The organism is Parabacteroides chongii, assembly GCF_029581355.1.
GTDB lineage: Bacteria > Bacteroidota > Bacteroidia > Bacteroidales > Tannerellaceae > Parabacteroides > Parabacteroides chongii.
The window spans coordinates 5,289,158-5,308,833 of sequence record NZ_CP120849.1 but is presented as its reverse complement, the minus strand read 5'-3'; the positions used below and the strand labels follow the sequence as shown (position 1 = coordinate 5,308,833).

15 protein-coding genes are annotated in these 19,676 nt (G+C 43.2%); 8 read left to right on the top strand and 7 right to left on the bottom strand.

Annotated elements, in window-relative coordinates; genetic code table 11:
• Positions 1–109 precede the first annotated feature (109 nt).
• Entirely contained in the window at positions 110–811 is a 702-nt protein-coding gene (locus tag P3L47_RS20395; RefSeq protein ID WP_277781953.1) for a Crp/Fnr family transcriptional regulator, read from the top strand.
• Between the two features lie 116 nt (positions 812–927).
• On the opposite strand, the gene kdsA is transcribed toward P3L47_RS20395, so the two are convergent.
• From kdsA to prmA, 7 genes are all read right to left on the bottom strand, one after another.
• Positions 928–1,731: a 3-deoxy-8-phosphooctulonate synthase gene (gene kdsA, locus P3L47_RS20390; RefSeq protein ID WP_122361619.1), complete on the bottom strand. Its 804-nt coding sequence runs from the start codon at positions 1,729–1,731 to the stop codon at positions 928–930.
• On the bottom strand, positions 1,718–2,659 hold the full coding sequence (gene miaA, locus P3L47_RS20385; protein ID WP_277781952.1) for a tRNA (adenosine(37)-N6)-dimethylallyltransferase MiaA: 942 nt from the start codon (positions 2,657–2,659) through the stop codon (positions 1,718–1,720). The genes kdsA and miaA overlap by 14 nt, the downstream gene beginning before the upstream one ends.
• Positions 2,660–2,728: 69 nt before the next feature.
• On the bottom strand, positions 2,729–3,730 hold the full coding sequence (gene gap / locus P3L47_RS20380) for a type I glyceraldehyde-3-phosphate dehydrogenase (RefSeq protein ID WP_007652928.1): 1,002 nt from the start codon (positions 3,728–3,730) through the stop codon (positions 2,729–2,731).
• 236 nt (positions 3,731–3,966) lie between these two features.
• The gene (locus P3L47_RS20375; RefSeq protein ID WP_122361620.1) at positions 3,967–4,353 is read right to left on the bottom strand and encodes a hypothetical protein; all 387 of its coding nucleotides are present in this window, start codon (positions 4,351–4,353) and stop codon (positions 3,967–3,969) included.
• On the bottom strand, positions 4,298–4,708 hold the full coding sequence (locus P3L47_RS20370) for a phage holin family protein (protein ID WP_122361621.1): 411 nt from the start codon (positions 4,706–4,708) through the stop codon (positions 4,298–4,300). The genes P3L47_RS20375 and P3L47_RS20370 overlap by 56 nt, the downstream gene beginning before the upstream one ends.
• A gap of 6 nt (positions 4,709–4,714) precedes the next feature.
• The gene (locus tag P3L47_RS20365) at positions 4,715–4,936 is read right to left on the bottom strand and encodes a YtxH domain-containing protein (protein WP_007652933.1); all 222 of its coding nucleotides are present in this window, start codon (positions 4,934–4,936) and stop codon (positions 4,715–4,717) included.
• A gap of 88 nt (positions 4,937–5,024) precedes the next feature.
• A complete protein-coding gene (prmA, locus tag P3L47_RS20360) occupies positions 5,025–5,876 on the bottom strand; it encodes a 50S ribosomal protein L11 methyltransferase (protein WP_122361622.1) in 852 nt (283 codons plus the stop codon).
• A gap of 753 nt (positions 5,877–6,629) precedes the next feature.
• On the opposite strand from prmA, the gene P3L47_RS20355 reads away from it, so the two are divergent.
• The 7 genes from P3L47_RS20355 (at position 6,630) to P3L47_RS20325 (ending at position 19,542) form a co-directional block, all read left to right on the top strand.
• A complete protein-coding gene (locus tag P3L47_RS20355) occupies positions 6,630–7,214 on the top strand; it encodes an RNA polymerase sigma-70 factor (RefSeq protein ID WP_277783724.1) in 585 nt (194 codons plus the stop codon).
• Between the two features lie 57 nt (positions 7,215–7,271).
• A complete protein-coding gene (locus P3L47_RS20350; RefSeq protein ID WP_122361624.1) occupies positions 7,272–8,252 on the top strand; it encodes a FecR family protein in 981 nt (326 codons plus the stop codon).
• A gap of 97 nt (positions 8,253–8,349) precedes the next feature.
• The gene (locus P3L47_RS20345; protein WP_277781951.1) at positions 8,350–11,874 is read left to right on the top strand and encodes a TonB-dependent receptor; all 3,525 of its coding nucleotides are present in this window, start codon (positions 8,350–8,352) and stop codon (positions 11,872–11,874) included.
• Positions 11,875–11,894: 20 nt separating this feature from the next.
• Entirely contained in the window at positions 11,895–13,688 is a 1,794-nt protein-coding gene (locus P3L47_RS20340; protein ID WP_122361625.1) for a RagB/SusD family nutrient uptake outer membrane protein, read from the top strand.
• Positions 13,689–13,772: 84 nt separating this feature from the next.
• The gene (locus P3L47_RS20335) at positions 13,773–14,663 is read left to right on the top strand and encodes a sugar phosphate isomerase/epimerase family protein (RefSeq protein ID WP_277781949.1); all 891 of its coding nucleotides are present in this window, start codon (positions 13,773–13,775) and stop codon (positions 14,661–14,663) included.
• Positions 14,664–14,763: 100 nt separating this feature from the next.
• Positions 14,764–16,020 carry a Gfo/Idh/MocA family oxidoreductase gene (locus P3L47_RS20330; RefSeq protein ID WP_122361627.1) on the top strand — a complete coding sequence of 419 codons (1,257 nt, stop codon included), beginning with the start codon at positions 14,764–14,766 and terminating at the stop codon, positions 16,018–16,020.
• A gap of 60 nt (positions 16,021–16,080) precedes the next feature.
• On the top strand, positions 16,081–19,542 hold the full coding sequence (locus tag P3L47_RS20325) for a 3-keto-alpha-glucoside-1,2-lyase-like domain-containing protein (protein ID WP_277781948.1): 3,462 nt from the start codon (positions 16,081–16,083) through the stop codon (positions 19,540–19,542).
• The last annotated feature ends 134 nt before the right edge of the window (positions 19,543–19,676 follow it).

The following is a 19,676-nucleotide window of genomic DNA, read 5'->3' as shown; positions in this document are numbered from 1 at the left end:
CAAAAGAAAGTAAAATGTATCCGGTAACACAATTTATAGTATCAAATATTTTACTATTTCAAAAGAAAAGTTGTACATTTGTGCTTCATAAGTATGTTATAAAACAGTCGTGGTTAAGCAACAAAAAGAAGAGGTCGATCTGTCGGCCAGTTTAGCAGAAGTATGGAGAGTTCTGACCGAAAAGGAACGGGACATTCTCCGTAATAATTCGACGATCCAGCATTTCAAACGTAACGAGTTGATCTATTGCGAGGGCGACGAACCAAGGGACATGATGTGCTTACTGAAAGGCAAAGTGAAAATCTTTAAGGAAGGTGTCGGCGGTCGTAGCCAGATCATCCGGATGATCAAGCCTGTACAGTATTTTGGTTATCGTGCTAACTTTGCTCAGGAAAACTATCTGACGAATGCGTCTGCATTTGAGGCATCTGTTGTTTGTCTGATACCGATGACGGTTGTTACTGAGCTGTTGATGGGTAACCCGAACCTGGCCATGTTCTTTATTCGCCAGTTATCGTTTGACCTGGGGGTTGCGGACGAACGTACCGTTAACCTGACGCAGAAGCATATCCGGGGTCGTCTGGCAGAATCTTTGTTATTCCTGAAAGATAGTTATGGATTGGAAGAGGACGGGGCTACTTTGAGTATTTACCTGTCGCGTGAAGATTTGGCAAATTTGTCGAATATGACCACTTCCAATGCGATCCGTACTTTATCTACTTTTGTGGCTGAGCGTATCATCGCTATCGACGGTCGGAAGATCAAGCTGATAGATGAGGATAAGCTTAAGAAGATCAGTAAAATGGGATAATAGAATAATTGAAAATTGAAAATGGATAATTGAAAATGAAGAGATTGTAGTCTCTGTTTTTCAATTATCCATTTTTATTTTCTATTAATTTTCAATTTTCAACTCTCAATTTTCAATTATCTAACCGCTTCCCGGATACGTACTAATCGGGTTAACAGACCTTCCAGCAAGTCTAACTGTAACATGTTCGCTCCGTCGGATTTTGCTTTAGCAGGCTCCGGGTGAGTTTCGATGAATAGTCCGTCGGTTCCTACGGCAATGGCTGCTTTCGCTATTGTCTCGATCAGGGCGGGCAGACCTCCTGTGACACCCGATGTCTGGTTGGGTTGTTGTAAGGAATGGGTGACATCCATGATGACCGGATAACCGAATTCCTGCATCTGAGGGATTCCGCGATAGTCGACAACCAGGTCTGTGTAGCCGAATGTTGTGCCTCGTTCGGTGATCATAACGTTGTCATTTCCTGCATCGGCCACTTTCTGTACGGCAAACTGCATGGCTCCTGGAGAAAGGAACTGGCCTTTTTTGATATTGACAATCTTTCCGGTCTTCGCTGCGGCAACCAACAGGTCGGTCTGACGGCAGAGGAAAGCCGGGATCTGAAGGACATCGACATATTCGGCAGCCATGGCTGCTTCGTGTGTTTCATGGATATCCGTAACGGTCGGAACGTTGAAAGTTTCGCTGACCTTGCGTAAGATCTTCAAGGCTTTCTCATCGCCGATCCCGGTAAATGAGTCCAGGCGGGAGCGGTTAGCCTTGCGGTATGAACCTTTAAAGATGTAAGGGATATTCAGCTTTTCGGTGATGCCCACAACCTTTTCTGCAATGCGCAGAGCCATATCTTCCCCTTCGATCACACACGGACCGGCCATCAGGAAGAAGTTGTCTTTATTCTTAAAATCGTTAACTGTTATCATAATTGTTATGTTGTTTTAATAACTCCAATGTCCTTTCGATTTTCTCTTCTGTCGGCAGGGTCGCATCGATCCAATGGATGGTGCATCCCCGGCGTTCCATTCCCCGGAACCAGGTCATTTGCCGTTTGGCAAACTGATGAATAGCTATCTCTAACTGAGAAACCATTTCTTCGTAAGAAAGTTCACCTATAATATATAATGTAAGGTATTTATATTCCAGACCGTAATAAATAAGATCTTCCGGCTTGACACCCGAAGCAATGATACCTTTCACTTCATCCACCATGCCCTCGTCGAGGCGGGCACGCAGTCGCCTGGATATTTTCTCCCTCCGCAGCTCCCTGTCGATATCTATGCCGATGATCAGACTGTCTATCGGATCATATTCGTTCGCATCCGGAGCCTGTGTTTTGTAATATTCTTCAATCTCGATGGCACGGATCGCCCTCTGTGCCGAATCGACATCCGTCTTGTTGTGCAGCACCTTGTAAGTTGCCAGCATCTCTTCCAGTTCAGCCAGCGATTTATTTTTCAACGATTCCCTTAACTCCGGATTCTGCGGAACATCCAGCAGTTTGTATCCTTTCAATACCGCTTCGATATACATCCCTGTTCCTCCGCAAAGGATCGGCAGTTTCCCTTTTTCCTGTATCGCCTGATAAGCGCGGAAAAAATCATGTTGATATTCGAATACATTATATTTATATCCCGGATCACAGATGTCGATCAAGTGATAGGGGATTAGTTTGCCGTTTACGGTATAATCAGCCAGGTCTTTACCCGTTCCGATATCCATGCCGCGATAAATCTGACGGGAATCAGCGCTGATAATCTCCGTATCCAACCGGTCGGCCAATGCTGCAGCAAAAGGCGTTTTGCCGGAAGCTGTCGGTCCAAGTATCGTTATAAGTTGATATGTTGTTCTCATGGGAACAAAGATACAAAAAAAGCCGTCCCCTTTACAGAGGACGGCTTCCATATACTGATTTGTATTTGATTACTTACCAGCGATAACGCGAGCCATTTCACAAACTTTGTTTGAATAACCCCATTCGTTGTCATACCAAGAAACGATCTTAGCGAAGTTGTCATCCAAAGAGATACCAGCTTTAGCGTCGAAGATAGAAGTGTTAGAGCAGCCACGGAAGTCAGTTGAAACAACTGCATCTTCTGTGTAACCCAGTACACCTTTCAATTCGCCTTCAGAAGCTTCCTTCATAGCAGCCTTGATGTCGTCCATAGTAGCAGCCTTTTCCAGAACTACTGTCAGGTCAACAACAGAAACGTCAGAAGTCGGAACGCGGAAAGCCATACCAGTCAGTTTACCGTTCAATACCGGCAGAACTTTACCTACAGCCTTAGCAGCACCTGTAGAAGAAGGGATGATATTTTCAAGGATACCACGGCCACCTCTCCAGTCTTTTTTAGAAGGACCGTCTACTGTTTTCTGAGTAGCAGTAGCAGCGTGAACTGTAGTCATCAAACCTTTAACGATACCGAACTTGTCGTTCAATACTTTAGCGATAGGAGCCAAGCAGTTAGTAGTACAAGAAGCGTTAGAGATGATGTCCTGACCTGCGTAAGTTGTGTGGTTAACACCATAAACGAACATAGGAGTAGCATCCTTAGAAGGAGCAGACATGATAACTTTCTTAGCACCAGCCTGGATATGTTTGCGAGCTGTTTCGTCAGTCAGGAAGAAACCTGTTGATTCAACAACAACTTCAGCACCAACTTCGTCCCATTTCAGGTTAGCAGGATCCATTTCTGCAGTCAAACGGATTTTGTTACCGTTTACTACCAGGTTGTTACCTTCTACAGCAACTGTACCATCGAAACGACCGTGTACTGAGTCATATTTCAGCATGTATGCCAAGTAATCAGCATCCAACAAGTCGTTGATACCTACGATCTGAATATCATTGCCGAAGTTCTTAACTGCAGCGCGGAACACCATACGTCCGATACGGCCGAAACCGTTAATACCTACTTTAATCATTGTAATAAAACTTTTATGGGTTTATTAAAAATATTACATAAAATCCAATTAACAGCCACAAGGAGTTGCACATGAAGCCAATATCGTCAGCATTGCGGTGAATGCCATAAAGAGAATCAAATTATGTTTCATTTTTATCCTTGTTTTTAACGACTGCAAATTTAGTCCTATTTTTTTATTCTTCCTTTATAAAAAGGAGAAAAATATGTCCTCTAACATAAATTAAATGTTAGGAGTTATTTCTTTTTCTTAAACAGAAGATTCGTGAACCAGCTTTGGGCCTTTCGGATTCCCCATGTCAGCAAAAAGGGTCTGACAACATCCCAGGCAACCGGGAGCAGTCCTTGTGCTATGCTCAGATAATCGGCGAAACCGATCGGGGTTGCCGGCTGGTCGTTTGTGGCGGCAATAGCGTCGGACGATTCTGTTTTTTTCGATTTAGTGTTTGGAAAGAGTAAGCCGGTAAAGCCGGAAATCAACAGACTGCCTGCATTTTCCTGGATATACAAAAAATCGTCATTCAGTTTTTGTTCCTGTACGACACATTGCCTCCGGATCTGTTCTTTGTCAAAAATCAGCTTCTCCAGCGGTGTCAGCGGCTTGTTTTGTCTCTGTTGTTGCATCGTCTTTTTCGTCGTTACCGTTTAATGCTGCAATCACAACGTTGAGAACGGTGTTGCAGATTCTTTGTTTGTTCATTATAATGAGTCCGATCAGGAGAAGATACAGCACTGCTACGAAAGCAAACCCGGTTCCCATCGAACCGAAAACGTCTCCCATGAAGAACCCTAGTGCCAGGAATATGAACAGGATGGCAAAGAAAGCCAGAAACAATAAGATTAAGCCATACGAAAGAACCGCGATCAACTGCCCGCTTCTCTCGTATGTGCTTAACTTTAAAAGTTCAAGCTTTAACTCTACGTAAGTTGAAACGTCTTCTTTCAGCTCACGAAAGATTTTTCCTGAATCTTTTTCCATAAATGATTATTCAGCTACGATTTCTTCTGTAGCCTTTACAACTTCAGTCTTACCTTCTTTGTACTTGGCGAGAGCGGAATTAAAGCCTTCTTTTACTTTTCCAACTACACCGTTCAATTCTTCCAGTAACTGTTCTCTCTTATCGGTAGCTGCCAGATATCCGACTGCTGCACCTACTGCAGCTCCAACTACCAAACCTAGTAATAATTTAGAATCTACATTTTTCATAACTCTTACATTTAAATGTGTCTACTAAAGTAACGCTTTTCTTTGGATGATAGTTTACTTCAGCATTAACTTTTAATGTTAAATAAAGTTACTGTTTCTGCGTTTTGACTGCCACCCAGTTGTTTTTTTCTGTATGGGAGATGAGATTCAATCCGTTTCGTTTGCATTCGTCTTCGATGGCGGGAATGTCCTGTGTGTAGAACCCGCTCATAAAAAGTAGTGCTCCAGGCTTCATACAGCTGGTATAGTGTTGTATATCGTTCAAAAGTATATTGCGGTTTATGTTGGCAAAGACGATATCGAATGTTCCGAAAGCCGGGATTTGTTCGGCTCCGCCCAATGCGACCTGTATGTTTTCGGTATTGTTCAGGCGGACATTCTCCAGCGCATTGTTGTAAGCCCATTCGTCGATATCGATACCGACCACCTTGCCGGCTTTTTTCATTTTGGCAAGGATGGCGAGAACAGCCGTTCCGCAACCCATATCGAGCAGGTCTTTACCTTCGAGGTCCAGCTTCAGCATTTCACTGATCATCAGGAAAGTCGTCTCGTGGTTACCTGTCCCGAAAGCCATTTTGGGGTCTATTATAATATTATATGTATAGCCTGGTTCCGGTTCGTGGAAAGAGGCGCGGATGATGCATTCGTTGCCGATGCGGATGGGCTTGAAGTAATTCTTTTCCCATTCCTCGTTCCAGTCCTTGCTTTCGATAAGTTGTTCGGTGTAACGGATCGTCACGTTTTCCAGAGGGAACTCTTTCAGTTTGTCGTCCAATGCCTTTACATTATATAATTGATCGGAGATATAAGCCTGCAGGCCGTCTTCGTTTTCAGTGAAACTTTCAAAACCGATCTCTCCCAGTTCGGATGCCAGCACATCGCTGATGACCGTCGTTTCGATAGGCGATTCGTATGTAAATCTCAGTTCGTAATAGTTCATATTTCTATTCTTTAATCATTTGCGGGGACAAAGGTATCGAATATATTTAAATCGTTGGTTGTTCGCCGGATCAATTCTGTTATAAGAGCAGGTTTGGAACCTACTCCTACGAGGTTGGTTATATTGTTTCTCCAAAAACTCGTTTAAAACGAACCCGCATTTCGTTTAAAACGAGTTTTTTTTCGTTTAAAACGGATTTTAAGCTCGTTTAAAACAAGTTTTCGCTCGTTTAAAACGAGATTTGGGTTCCCTGATTGACCTGTATGTATTATATTGTTGATAATTATCGAATTAGCTTCGATTTGATATAAAAAATAGAGCTACCCCGTTTCCGTGCTTAATATTACAAAAATACACAAAAACGTGAGAATAGGGCGATCGGTCTTCGTGAAAACTCCACTGTAAGAAAAATAATTGCCAGTATCAATAAGTATATTTTTCTGTAATTTTTGTATTTATATTTTTTGATACGTATCTTTGCCATACATACTGAAAAAACGTAGAAGCGTTAAATATTATCCTATATTTGAAATCTGGACAATTTCATCACACTGGATAATATCCAAGATGCTCCTACGCCTATGTTGTTATATACTTACCTCAAGAAGGAATCTATATACAATCATAAGCGTGGGGCTATTGTATATTATAGTGTGATGGGCCGTCCAGAGCCTCAAATGTAATAATATCAATAGCTCCTACGCTTTCTCTCTAAATTATACACTTATGTTTGATGTTTCTTTGTTAGACTAGATAAAAGAAGGAAACCGGGAAGCTTTTAATAGTCTTTTTCGTTATTATTATCCCCGTGTTATGGCGTATACTGCTGCTATGGTGGAACAAGAGGTTGCTGAAGATATCGTTCAGGATGTTTTTTTATATGTATGGGAAAATCGCAGGAAGTTATATGCGGGAGAGGGTTTTCATTCCTACTTATTTCAATCGGCTTATACGCGTTGTCTGGATCATCTAAAGAAACAACAATCGGTAGGAAAATACAGTCTACATGTAGAAGAGGCTTATTTGAAGGAGTATAACGAATTATTTAAGGTAGAATCTTCTGTTATGGAAGATTTATATTCGAAAGATTTTTATAAACGGTTGTATGATTTGTTAGATCAACTGCCTGCTCAGCGACGTAAAGTCTTTATTCTGACTTATATAAATGGAATGAAAACAAAAGATGTTGCTACACAAACTCAAATACCACAAAGAACAGTGGAAAGTCACATTTATCTGACTCTTAAATATTTGAAGGGAAAGATGTCTAAAAAAGACTTTTACCTGTTGTATATTTTACTACTTACAGAAGGAATGATTCTGAAAAATATTTCCTGATTATCTCCGTAGTTTTTCCCGTTCGTTCGTTTCGCTTATAAAAAGAGAAATTGACGAATGACATTTGATTACGGACTTTTGGCAAAATATTTAGCAGGTGATATCTCTTCCGATGAAATGGAAGAGGTGATCGATTGGAGCAATTTGTCTTCTGAAAATAAAAAGATATTTTCGGAAGTGATGCGCTTGCATGTTTCATGGGATACAATCCGTTATAAAGATACAGCCTTTGTCGATCAGGCTTTGATGGAAGTTAACAAAAAGATTGATGGTTTAAGTCGTAAACGGCTTCTGCATAAGGTTATGCAATATGCAGCAGTACTTTTGTTTTTGTTTTTCTCCTCTTATGGAGGTTATAAATATTTCAAGTCTGAGACACCTATAAGCATCGTCGTTAAGCCGGGTATTGACATCAAAAAAGTTGTACTTGCTGATGGAACATCTGTTTGGCTGAAAGGCGGATCAACGTTGAAATATCCGAAATCCTTTTCAAACGAAAGTCGTCAAGTTTCTTTGCAGGGAGAAGCTTTCTTTGAAGTGACGAAGAATATGAAAACCCAGGCGTTGTTTAATGTTTTTACCGATTATAATACGATTCAGGTAAGAGGAACTTCATTTGATGTCAAGGTGGATGAAAAAAATAAGACAGTTGAAACGATTCTAGTTAGTGGACGAATAGAAATGTTGGATATGGAACGGAATAAAGTGATGGATGTCTCTCCGGGTGAAAAAGTAACGTATAGTTACAATGAAAATGAATATACGACAGAGGCGGTAGATATAAATATCCAGACGGCTTGGAGGTTAAGGCAGTTTGTTTTTGAGAATACGACTCTGCGCGAAATCGTAAATAAGTTATCCGTAAAATTTAATGTAAACATTAATATCGAATCTTCAGCTCTTGCACAACGTAAATTTCGCTGTGTGATCAATGAAGACGAGGAGCTGGTCGATATTCTGAATCTGTTGGAATATCTGGCTCCGATCCGTTATAAGGTGGAAGGTAAGGAAGTTTTTATATATGAACGAACTAAATAAAAGAATGCCTATGATAAAATAATTGGGAGTGAAAAAAAGACTATACAATGCAATTTTTTAACTGAGAAAAAAATACTAACATTATCAAATCACGTGTATGATTAAAAAAGTTTCTATTGCTACATTAGCAATGTTTTTGGCTGCATCGTCCATGACGGCAACAAACGATGCTGAATCTTTGTATGTGAATTTGGCATTGACGCTTAATCGGACTACGGTCGGTGCTGTTATACAAAGTATTAGTAAACAAACTGGATATGAGTTTTCTTATGATGAAAGTTTATTAGGGAGGAAGATCTCTAAAGTTTCTGTCAACATGGAAAATACACATATCGAGAATGTGTTGAAAGAGGTTTTCAGGAATACAGGTATTTCATATAAGATTGTCAACAATCGTGTTTTTCTGAAGGATGAAACGAGAAAATCGGCTCAGCCTGTTGGGGCTGTTGGGGGTGAAGTTTCTCAACAGAAAAAATCAGTAACAGGTGTTGTTATCGACAATACAGGTTTGCCCGTTATTGGTGCAAATATTGTGGTGAAAGGTAGCACAGATATAGGAACGATAACAGATATAGATGGGAATTTTCAGTTGGATAATGTCCCCGATGGAGCTACTTTGTTGGTTACTTATATCGGTTATATTGAACAATCGGTTTTGATAACAAATGATAAAAAGGCCTATCAGATCACATTACATGAAGATACACAAAAGCTGGACGAAGTGGTGGTGGTAGGATATGGTGTACAAAAGAAGGTGAATATGACCGGTTCAATCTCCAATGTGAAGGCTGATGAATTGTCGGTTATTCCGAATACCAACTTATCCAACTCCCTGGCTGGACGTGCTCCAGGAGCTACGATCAGAGGTAACTCAGGGTTGATGGGAGCTTCTTCTGAAATCCGCCTGCGTGGTGGTTTTGGCGATCCTTTGTTTGTTATCGATGGAGTGATCCGCGATAAAGAGGCATTTGATAATTTGGAACCCTACGAAATTGACCAGTTGAGTTTTCTGAAAGATGCCGCTTCGGCTTCTATTTACGGATCGGCTGCCGGTAACGGGGTTGTGCTGGTAACCACGAAAGGTGGTACAAAGAACTCGAAGCCGGTGTTCAACTATCAAGGATCTTACGCATTTAGTAAATCGACTCAGGAGTTGTTTGCCGACCGATGGACAGCGATTGATGACTTGAACTATCAGAATGCCGTAGCCCGTTTCCAGGGAACGAAAGAACCTAATGGCGAAGCTGAATATGCGTATTTCCGCGACAACAACATCAATTATAATGTAAACGATTATATTTGGCAGAATCCTTGGAATACGAAACATTCTTTGAGTGTAACAGGAGGTAGCGAAAAGGTACAATATTATGTGATGGGATCTTTCCTGGCAGAAGAAGGTTCTTATGTCTCTTTGGAAAACAAGAAGTTCTCTTTGCGTTCGAACTTGACCGTCGAGTTGAGTAAATATATCAAAATGAATGTAAACCTGGATGCAAATCAGTCTAACGACAGACGTTTCTATTGGCCGTTCTCTGATGATGATGACCAGGCTGTATATGATTTGTATCGTTGTACATTCAATGCGATGAAGACGACCCCGTTTTATTCTAACTTGGATGGAACTCCTTCTGCTACTATTACAGATTATCCTATTTATCAGGATTATGGATCATGGCAGGGATGGAACCCGGTAGATCAAGTAGTGGGCAATCGTTATTTGAAAACGCATCGTCGTAATATGAATGGCATTGTTTCGTTTGATTTTAATCTTGATTTTATCACGAAAGGTTTGAGTACGAAAATCATGGGTAGCTATATTGGTCACGATTATTCTCGTAAAAGATTTATGACTTTCCAGAAGAACTATAAGTTTCAGCAGGCTGATCCTGAAGGAAACCGCTTTTTACCGGCTCCGCTGAACCTGAATGAATATAATACATTCAACTTTTCTCAGAATTATGAGAATTTGGATTATCGTATGAAGCAGTTGTGGACAGAACAGTTTAACTGGTTTGTAAACTATGCAAATACATTTGGAAAACATGACGTAGGCGGTATGATTGTATTTGAACAAGCTGCCAATGGAGGAGAATGGACACAGGCTAAAGCCGAACAGCCGTTGAGTAATCTTGATCAGATGTTCAATTATTCACAAGATACCGAACGTCGTTTTGGAGATGCTGAAGAATATACGGGAGGACGTCTGTCATGGATTGGTCGTTTCAATTATACGTTCGACCAGAAGTATATAGCAGAATTCTCTTTCCGTTATGATGGAAATACGCTGTTCCCGGATGGACATCGTTGGGGATTCTTCCCGTCTGTATCTGCTGCATGGAGAATCAGCCAGGAACCGTTTATGGAAAAAGCTTCCAGCTGGTTGAGCAATTTGAAGTTGCGTGCCTCTTATGGTACAACAGGTAATGACTTGGATTTGAGTAAAGATCCGATTGATAAGATTACTGCTTTTTCTTATTTACAAAAGTATAATACGGGTGAAGCCTATATCTTTGGCAGCAATTTGGGTAGTACGATTACACCGGGTGCTACGCCTAACCCGACATTGACTTGGGCTACTTCTACGACTTATAATGGTGGTATTGACTTTGGTTTCTTCAATAACCGTTTATCAGGTACTTTTGATGCTTTCTATCGTAAAGAGGTAGATATTCTGGGACCACGTACGGTGACCATCCCGAGCACTTATGGACAGACATTGGCTCCTGAGAATTATGCAGAACGTTCATGGAGAGGTGGCGAGTTGGCTCTTACCTGGATGGATAAGGCTGCTAATGGATCCATTGATTATTCTGCGTATGTCAATTTAGGTTTTGCACGTGATAGATGGGATGTGTTGGATGTGGCTGCTACTTATAAAGAGGGTGGAGCTCTCTATGCGTTGTCTCCTGTAGGAAAGCCTGAGGGTATTTTGACAGGTCTGATTGCAGATCATTTGTTGACAGACCAGGCTGAGGTAGATGCGCTGAAAGCACAGGGATTTAAGCAATATGGACGTGATCCGTATTTGGGTGGTATTTTGTATAAAGATACACGTGGCGACGGTTATTCAGAAGGTCCGGATGGACGTATTGATTCGAATGACGCATATAATTTGTTGAGTGAAAATAGCACTCCGCGTATCAATTATGGCTTTGGTGGAAGCATTAAGTGGAAGGGTATCACCGTGGATGTTCATTTCCAAGGTGTAGGTAAATATGATCGCTTTGTTGGTGGTGTAGATGGTGGTTTTAACCAGCATGGTGGTGCTGTTCGTCCTTATTTCCCGATCTGGACAAGCGACAAAGTATATGATCCAGAATATAATCCGGATGGTGTTTATCCGCGTATCACAGGTTCAAACTGGTATGAATCGGGAACAGGAAATACGAGCTACTGGCTGCGTAACGGAGCTTATCTTCGTTTGAAGAATCTGAATATCGGTTATGATTTGCCAAAAGCAATTCTTCGTCCGCTGGGTATTTCTCATGCACAAGTATTTGCTAATGCGACCAACCTGTTCTGTCTTTCAGCAGTAACAGAGTTCTTGGATCCTGAACAAGAATATTATGATTCATATCCATTGATGAAAACATTCTCTTTTGGTCTTAATTTCTCATTCTAAATTTTAAATCTGAAAGAATTATGAAAATGAATAAAATAAAATATACAATTATAGGTGCTGCTTTCGTTTTAGGTGGAATAACGACCAGTTGTAATACACTGGATATCGATAACCTAGACAGCTATGACGAATCTATGGTATGGCACGATGTCAATCTGGCCACAGCTTATGTAAACAATCTTTATTCAGAATGCTTTACTAATTGGAGTTCGGCTGCGGATAATAATTCAGAGCAGGTGACAGGTATGCCTTGGTATTTAGGTACTATAACTGAGACCGGAAGTGCTTATAAGAAATGGGATTATACAAAGGTCCGTCATATCAATGAAGCCATCAAGCGCTTGGAGGAAGGTTTACTGGATAGCAAAACAGCAGCTGGGCTGCTGGGCCAAGCCTATTTTATGCGTGCTTATACCTATTATTGGATGGTTCTGCATCATGGCGGTGTTCCTTATATTAAAGTTCCTCAGGATAAAGATCAGGATGATTTGTTTGTAAAGCGTAACTCTACACCGGAGTGTTTCCAGTTCATGATTGAGGATTTGGATCACGCTATTACGTTGCTGCCTGAAAAGATTGCTGGCAGTTCTGCTGATTACGGTCGTATTGATCAGTGTTTTGCTAAGGCATGGAAAGCAAAAACTTTATTGTTGAAAGCTTCTCCGCAGTTTAATCCTAGCAATCCTTATGGAAACGCTTATTGGGATGAAGCCTATATTGCCGCTAAAGAGGCGTACGATTTCTGTATAGCTAAAGGAATTGCTCTAACTCCTGAGTATGGAAATATATGGATAGAGGAGCAGGGACCAGAAGTTGTATTTCCTGTAGTAAACTCAAATCCGAATAAAATATCATCTTGGGAATATACGACTCGTCCGGCATCAGTTAGTCGCGATAAGTCTTATTATAACCCGACTTGGGAATTTGTAAAGGAATTTCCGATGATGGACGGTAAGCGCTACGATGATCCGACTGGTAAATATTATGTAGAGAATGAAGAGGCTTTTCTAAAATCTTTTTGGCAGAATAGAGATCCGCGTTTTAACAATGTGTGTTTATATAATGGTCGTGAATATCCGGTGGCTGGAAAATCTGCGGATTATAGACAATATAATGCACTGGGCGTAAGTAGTCCGGATGATCAGTATGGTGTGAATCCGGCCGCTCATACAAATGCTGTGAATAATGATATTTTCTCCGGTTTTTATATTTATAAAGGGGCAGATCTGACATTAACACAGGAAAAGGTAATGACGTATGATATAGATTATATTCTGATGCGTTTTGCTGAGGTCATGTTTATTTATGCTGAGGCTGCTAATGAAACTGGACATTCGGATGTGGCAGTAGAGATGCTGAAACAGATCCGTCAGCGTGCTGGTATCGAAGCTGGTAGCGATGGATTGTATGGTTTGAAGGTTAATAATCGTGAAGAAATCCGTCAGGCTATTCTGAATGAGCGTAACATTGAGTTGTGCTTTGAAGGTCATCGTTTTTGGGATTTGCGTCGTACGCGTAATATGATGCATCTGAATGGCTGGACAAAGCATGGTCTTGAGGCTATTGCGATTAATCCGGATGGAACAGATATGAGTTTGAATGAAGCGAGAGAAAAGATCAGCAAAAATGAACTGACTACGGGCGACTTCCGTTATGTAATTCATCAGGTTCCTTATACAGAATCGGCTGAAAGAGAGTTTGTGATTGAAGAATCTTTTTACTTTTTCCCGATTCAGAAAGTTAATTTGGATGAAAATCCAAATTTGGAACAGAATAATAACTGGGGTGGAATGTTTAATCCGACCATGGAATAATTAATCCTAATAATATTTAAGACGGAAAATACGAAAAGGATTTTCCGTCTTATCTTTGTACGGACTAAAATAAATTTCTACATTATGAAAGTAAAGCATTGTTTGGTGGCAGCAGCTTTGTTGTTTGCCCTTACAACGGCACACGCCGCTGATAAAATCACGATCGGTGTCATCCAGTATGACCTGACTGATATCGATAAAAGTTTCAAAGACTTGCATGAGCAGGGATTCGGTTCGTGCGAGATCAATTACCGGAAAAATACGCTGACGAAAGATTTTGCCGAAAAGGTGAAAGAAGCTTCGAAGAAGTATGATATCAAAGTGACAACCTTGGTCGGTGTACCGGGTAGCAAAAGTACGTGGAACTTCCGGAAAGGACCGGCAACGATCGGGCTGGTGCCTACCGAAGAACGGGCTGAAAAGATCAGAGTATACCATGAAATGATTGATTTCTGTGCAATGGCGGATATCCCGGCGATGCATTCCCATTTCGGATTTATCCCGGAAGATCCCTCTTCTGAACAATATAAAGATTTTATCAAGGTCATGCAGGACCTGGCGAATTATGCGAAAGAACGCAATGTCCTGATCTATTTTGAAACAGGGCAGGAGACGCCGACCACCTTGATCCGTGCGATAAAGGATATAGGAACCGGGAATGTCTTCATTAATTGTGACCTGGCTAACCTGCTGATGTACGGAAAGTCTAACTCCCTGGATGCCGTGAAGCTGTTTGGTCCCCTTATCAAGGAGTTTCATGCCAAAGACGGGAAATATCCGGACCCCAACAACCCTTATGAACTGGGGGCGGAAGTGCCGATCCCGACCGGAGAGGTTAATTTTTCGGCAGTCATCGCCGAATTGAAGAAACAGGGTTTTCAGGGAGCGGTCACTATCGAATGCGAACTGAACGGTTCACAGCATGATTATGTCATAAAAACTCGTAAATATTTGCAAGAGTTATTGGATAAATAATATCTTTGTGAGACGTTAGAGGGACATTTTGCTTTCTATCGTCTTTTTTAATACGGAAAAAATTACAATTGCTAATCAATATTATACATTAATTTGTACTATGAGAACAAACAGAAGGGACTTCCTTAAAACCCTTGGAGGAATTGCGGCCTTTACGATTGTGCCGCGCCACGTGCTAGGGAATGGATTTATCGCTCCGAGCGACCAGTTGACGAAAGGTATTATCGGTACAGGCGGAATGGGACGTGGTCATGTGGACTATGCCGGAACACGCCTGGTGGCCGTTTGCGACGTCGACAAGAAGCATCTTGAACTGGGCAAACAACTGGTGAAAGATAAAATTGCTGCTTATCACGATTTCCGTGATCTGATACTCGACCCGAACGTAGATATCGTACACATCGCGACACCGCCGCACTGGCATGGCATCATGTCGGTCGAAGCTGCTAAAGCCGGAAAAGATATCTGGTGCGAAAAGCCGATGACACGTACCATCGGTGAAGGAAAGCGGGTGATGGAAGCGGTGAAACAGAACGGACGTATGTTCCGACTGAATACCTGGTTCCGTTTCGCCGATCCGTTCTACGGACTGGGCACGCCGGTGAAGCCGTTGAAGAAATTGGTTCAGAGCGGTCTGCTGGGCTGGCCGTTGAAGGTGACGATCAGCAAGCATACCGGTTTCGACTGGAAATTCTACTGGGTGGGCAAAGAATATCTCGAACCGCAGACGGTTCCTTCCGAACTGGATTATGACATGTGGTTAGGCCCGGCTCCTTATAAACCTTATAACGCGCACCGCGTTCACCAGACTTTCCGCGGATACTGGGACTATGACGGCGGCGGATTGGGTGATATGGGACAGCATTATATCGACCCTGTACAGTATTTCCTCGGAAAAGATAACACCAGCCCTGTGAAAGTAGAAGTGGATGCTCCGCAACAGCATCCGGATGCCGTAGGGACATGGCGCTCTATTACCTATACTTACGACGACGGTTGTCAGATCGTCCTTTGGGGTGGCGACTTCGGTGATCCGAACACGCCGTATATCTCCGGTCCGAACGGTAATGTATATAAGAATTTTGTATGTGATATCCCTGATTGGGAAAAGAAACTGGCAGATTTCCCGGAACCTGAACCACAGGTGACCGACTTTATCGAATGTGTAAAGACACGCCAGCCTTTTGCCTTGAATGAACGAAACGGATTCCGCTCGTCTACGATCGTGAACATGGGTGCGGTGGCACTGCGTCTGAACCGTACGCTGGAATTCGATCCTGTGAAACTGGAGTTTGTGAACGATGAGGCCGCCAACCGTCTGCTGGATCAGCCGATGCGTGCGCCCTGGAACATTTAGTTAATTGAAAATTGAGAATTGACAATTGAAAATTAAGGGAATTACATAAAAGAGAATAAAATGAGAAAAGCATATATATCGATTGCCAGCTTGCTATTATTCGGCAGCGTACTGATGGCTCAGTCTCCGACAAACCGTACAGCTAAAACAACTGCGGCAGATGTACTGGCCCAGATGCCTGCTGAGAAACAGGCTGAATATAATAAACTGATCAATGACCTGAAAGGGACCGGCGAAGAGGGTGTCCTGATGTTGGTCAACATGATAAACGCTCCCGGAAAGGGAAGCAATGCGCAGGTGGATTACGCCTTGAGCGGCCTGACGCATTATGTGATGGCGAAAGGCGAAGAAAGTGCCCGCCTGGCAACAGCGAATGCCTATCTGAAAGCGCTCGACCTGGTGACTGAACGGGAAACAAAGGCGTTCATCATCCGCCAGCTTCAGATCATCGGACAGGACGAATGTATCGATGCGCTGTCGGCTTATCTGAGCGATGAGAGCCTGAGCGGACCGGCTGCACGTGCGCTGGCTGCGAATGGCAGCGAGAATGCAGGCAAAGCGCTGAAAGCGGCTTTGATGCGTCGTATGGGCACTCCGAAGACACAAAAAGATATCATCGTGGCGATCGGTGAAGCACAGGTGGAAGGTGCGGAAGACCTTCTGAAGGCTTTGCTGGGTTCGGGTGATGAAAATATGCAGAAGGCTGTCCTTCACGCATTAAGTCGTGTGGGTAGCAAGGCTTCCATAAAGGAACTGGCTGATGCAGCGGCGGCTTCCGGATATACAATGACGAAGACGAATGCGAACGAAGCATACATCGCGTTGTTGAAGCGGGTGGCTGCACAGGGTGATGTGAAGGAAGTGGAAAAGGCTGCCAACGACCTGTTGAAGAAAGCGACCAAAGCCGGACAGACGCAGACTCGCGACGCTGCCCTGCAGATATTGTTATCGCTGAATAAGGAAAAAAGTACCAAATTACTGCTTTCTGCTTTGAAAGACGGTAACAAGGAATATCGTAATGCAGCTTTGAATTATGCATCTGATTTTGCTAATAAGGAAGTCTATATCGAAGTGATGAAGGCGATGCAGAAGGCAAAACCGGAGGTGAAGGTGGATATCACCAACTGGATCGGCCGCGAAGCCAAATGTCCGTCTAAACACGATGTGGTTAAGAATCTCGAACTCCGTTTCGACCTGACGGCTATGCAGGTGCTGCTGGCTCAGCTGAAAGATGCGAATTTCGATGTGAAGCAGGCTACTGCCTGGACGCTGGTGAAGATCGGTGACAAGCAGGCAATCCCGGCGCTGGCCGATTTGCTGACAAGCGATAATAAAGATATAATCCTGCTGGGACAGGATGCGCTGGCTGCTTTCGGCGGCGATATCGACCAGGCTGTGGCACGCGTGATTCCGTCTGCTACGGATGCAGGAAAGATTGCCGGTGCTGAGTTGCTGGCTATGCGTAAGGCGACGGCTAACCTGACGACGGTGCTCGAACTGATCAAGTCCGGCTCACCGGAAGTGAAGAAAGCGGCTTATACGGCTTTGAAGGATGTCGTTTCGGAAGGCGACCTGGTGAATCTCTGCGGAATGCTGGAGACTGCCGATGCGTCTGCGGTAGCTCCGCTCCAGCAGGCTGTGATCTCTGCCATCTCTTCCATGTCTCCCGCGAAACAGATGGAAACGATCAGCCGCCGTATGTTGCAGGCAGGCGACAGCAAGAAGCATTTGTATTATATCGTACTGGCTACGACCGGCGAGAAGGATGCACTGGCTACGATCGTGAAAGGATTGCATGAAGGCTCGGGGGCAACCAAAGAGGCGGCATTCGATGCTTTGCTGGCATGGAAAGGTATGGAGGCTGTGGATGAATTATTTGCAGTTTGCCAGTCTGCTTCTTCCGAACAACAGTTCGACCGGGCGTTGAAGCGTTATGTGCAGTTGGTTTCCAATCCTTCTTTTACGGCAGAAAATCGTTTGCTGAGTTTGCGTAAGATGATGGATATTGCCAAGACGGCTGAACAGAAAGTACTGATTCTGCGTCAGATCCAGCGGGCGGATACGTTCTTGTCTATGATGTATGCTGCTGAGTTTTTGGATGCGAAAGATGCGAAAGTTCGCTCGGCTGCCGTGTATGCCATTTGGAATATTGCGCGCAATCATCCGGAATACAGAGGCGAAAATGTGAAAGCGATCCTGAACCGCATATTGCCTATGCTCGATGGAGAAGATGCCCGTTACGATATCGATGCATTGAAAAAGCATCTGGCTGAAATGCCGGATGAAGTGGGCTTCGTTTCTATCTTCAACGGCAAAGACCTGACAGGCTGGAAAGGCTTGGTAAAGAATCCGATTGCCCGCGCGAAGATGAAACCGGCCGAGTTGGCGAAAGAACAGGCAAAGGCTGACGAGGTTATGCGTAGCGGCTGGAGCGTTGAAAACGGAGTTCTTGTCTTTAATGGAAAAGGGGACAACCTGTGTACGGAAAAGCAATACGGTGACTTTGAAATGTATGTAGACTGGATGCTCGATCCGGCAGGTCCTGAAGCTGATGCTGGTATTTATCTGCGCGGAACGCCTCAGGTACAGATTTGGGATACTTCGCGTGTGAATGTGGGTGCCCAGGTTGGTTCCGGCGGTCTGTATAATAACCAGGTGAATCCGAGCAAGCCGTCTAAGGTGGCAGATAACAAGCTGGGCGAATGGAACAGCTTCTACATCAAGATGGTGGGCGATCGCGTAACGGTTATCCTGAACGGAGAAAAAGTGGTGGACGACGTGATCCTTGAAAACTATTGGGATCGCAAGCAACCGATCTTCCCGATCGAACAGATCGAATTGCAGGCGCATGGCAGCAAGGTATATTACCGTGATATCTATGTGAAAGAGTTGGAACGCAAAGAACCGTTCAAACTGTCTGCAGAAGAACAGAAAGAAGGTTTCAAGGTGTTGTTCGACGGTACGAATATGCACCAATGGACAGGCAACACGGTCGATTATACGATTGAAGACGGCTGCATCTCTATGATCCCGAGTAAAAGTTACGGTGGAAACCTGTATACGAAAGATGAATTTGGAAACTTTGTTTATCGCTTTGAGTTCCAGCTGACTCCGGGTGCAAACAACGGTGTGGGTATCCGTACTCCGATGGAAGGCGATGCTGCTTATGTAGGTATGGAAATTCAGATTTTGGATTGCGAACATCCTATTTATAAGGATATTACCAAATATCAGCACCACGGTTCCGTTTATGGCATTATCCCTACGAATGCCGATCACCACAAGGCCTTTAAGCCGGTGGGTGAATGGAATGAAGAAGAGATCGTTGCCAACGGTGATAATATCCGTGTAACTGTAAACGGCGTAGTGATCCTGGAAGGAAATATCCGCGACGCAGTTAAGAACGGCACACCTGACGGTAAGGAACATCCGGGCTTGTTCAATAAGAAGGGACATATCGGATTCCTGGGCCACGGCTCACCTGTGAAGTTCCGCAATATCCGTATCAAGGAATTGAAATAACAGATTTTTATCTGGCAAGGAAGGCGGAGGTCGGTTTTACCGGTCTCCGTTTTTTTGTTTTCATGCGAAATCTTTGAAAAGCTTTGAATATAAATGAATTTTAATTTGGGAAAATGCTTTTTAATACCGTATTT

What these genes read in the sequence shown, in the direction of transcription:
- kdsA (WP_122361619.1), bottom strand. Translation starts at nt 1,731, where the DNA reads ATGATAACAGTTAACGATTTTAAGAATAAAGACAACTTCTTCCTGATG.
- miaA (WP_277781952.1), bottom strand. Translation starts at nt 2,659, where the DNA reads ATGAGAACAACATATCAACTTATAACGATACTTGGACCGACAGCTTCC.
- gap (WP_007652928.1), bottom strand. Translation starts at nt 3,730, where the DNA reads ATGATTAAAGTAGGTATTAACGGTTTCGGCCGTATCGGACGTATGGTG.
- P3L47_RS20375 (WP_122361620.1), bottom strand. Translation starts at nt 4,353, where the DNA reads ATGCAACAACAGAGACAAAACAAGCCGCTGACACCGCTGGAGAAGCTG.
- P3L47_RS20370 (WP_122361621.1), bottom strand. Translation starts at nt 4,708, where the DNA reads ATGGAAAAAGATTCAGGAAAAATCTTTCGTGAGCTGAAAGAAGACGTT.
- P3L47_RS20365 (WP_007652933.1), bottom strand. Translation starts at nt 4,936, where the DNA reads ATGAAAAATGTAGATTCTAAATTATTACTAGGTTTGGTAGTTGGAGCT.
- prmA (WP_122361622.1), bottom strand. Translation starts at nt 5,876, where the DNA reads ATGAACTATTACGAACTGAGATTTACATACGAATCGCCTATCGAAACG.
- P3L47_RS20350 (WP_122361624.1), top strand. Translation starts at nt 7,272, where the DNA reads ATGACATTTGATTACGGACTTTTGGCAAAATATTTAGCAGGTGATATC.
- P3L47_RS20345 (WP_277781951.1), top strand. Translation starts at nt 8,350, where the DNA reads ATGATTAAAAAAGTTTCTATTGCTACATTAGCAATGTTTTTGGCTGCA.
- P3L47_RS20340 (WP_122361625.1), top strand. Translation starts at nt 11,895, where the DNA reads ATGAAAATGAATAAAATAAAATATACAATTATAGGTGCTGCTTTCGTT.
- P3L47_RS20335 (WP_277781949.1), top strand. Translation starts at nt 13,773, where the DNA reads ATGAAAGTAAAGCATTGTTTGGTGGCAGCAGCTTTGTTGTTTGCCCTT.
- P3L47_RS20330 (WP_122361627.1), top strand. Translation starts at nt 14,764, where the DNA reads ATGAGAACAAACAGAAGGGACTTCCTTAAAACCCTTGGAGGAATTGCG.
- P3L47_RS20325 (WP_277781948.1), top strand. Translation starts at nt 16,081, where the DNA reads ATGAGAAAAGCATATATATCGATTGCCAGCTTGCTATTATTCGGCAGC.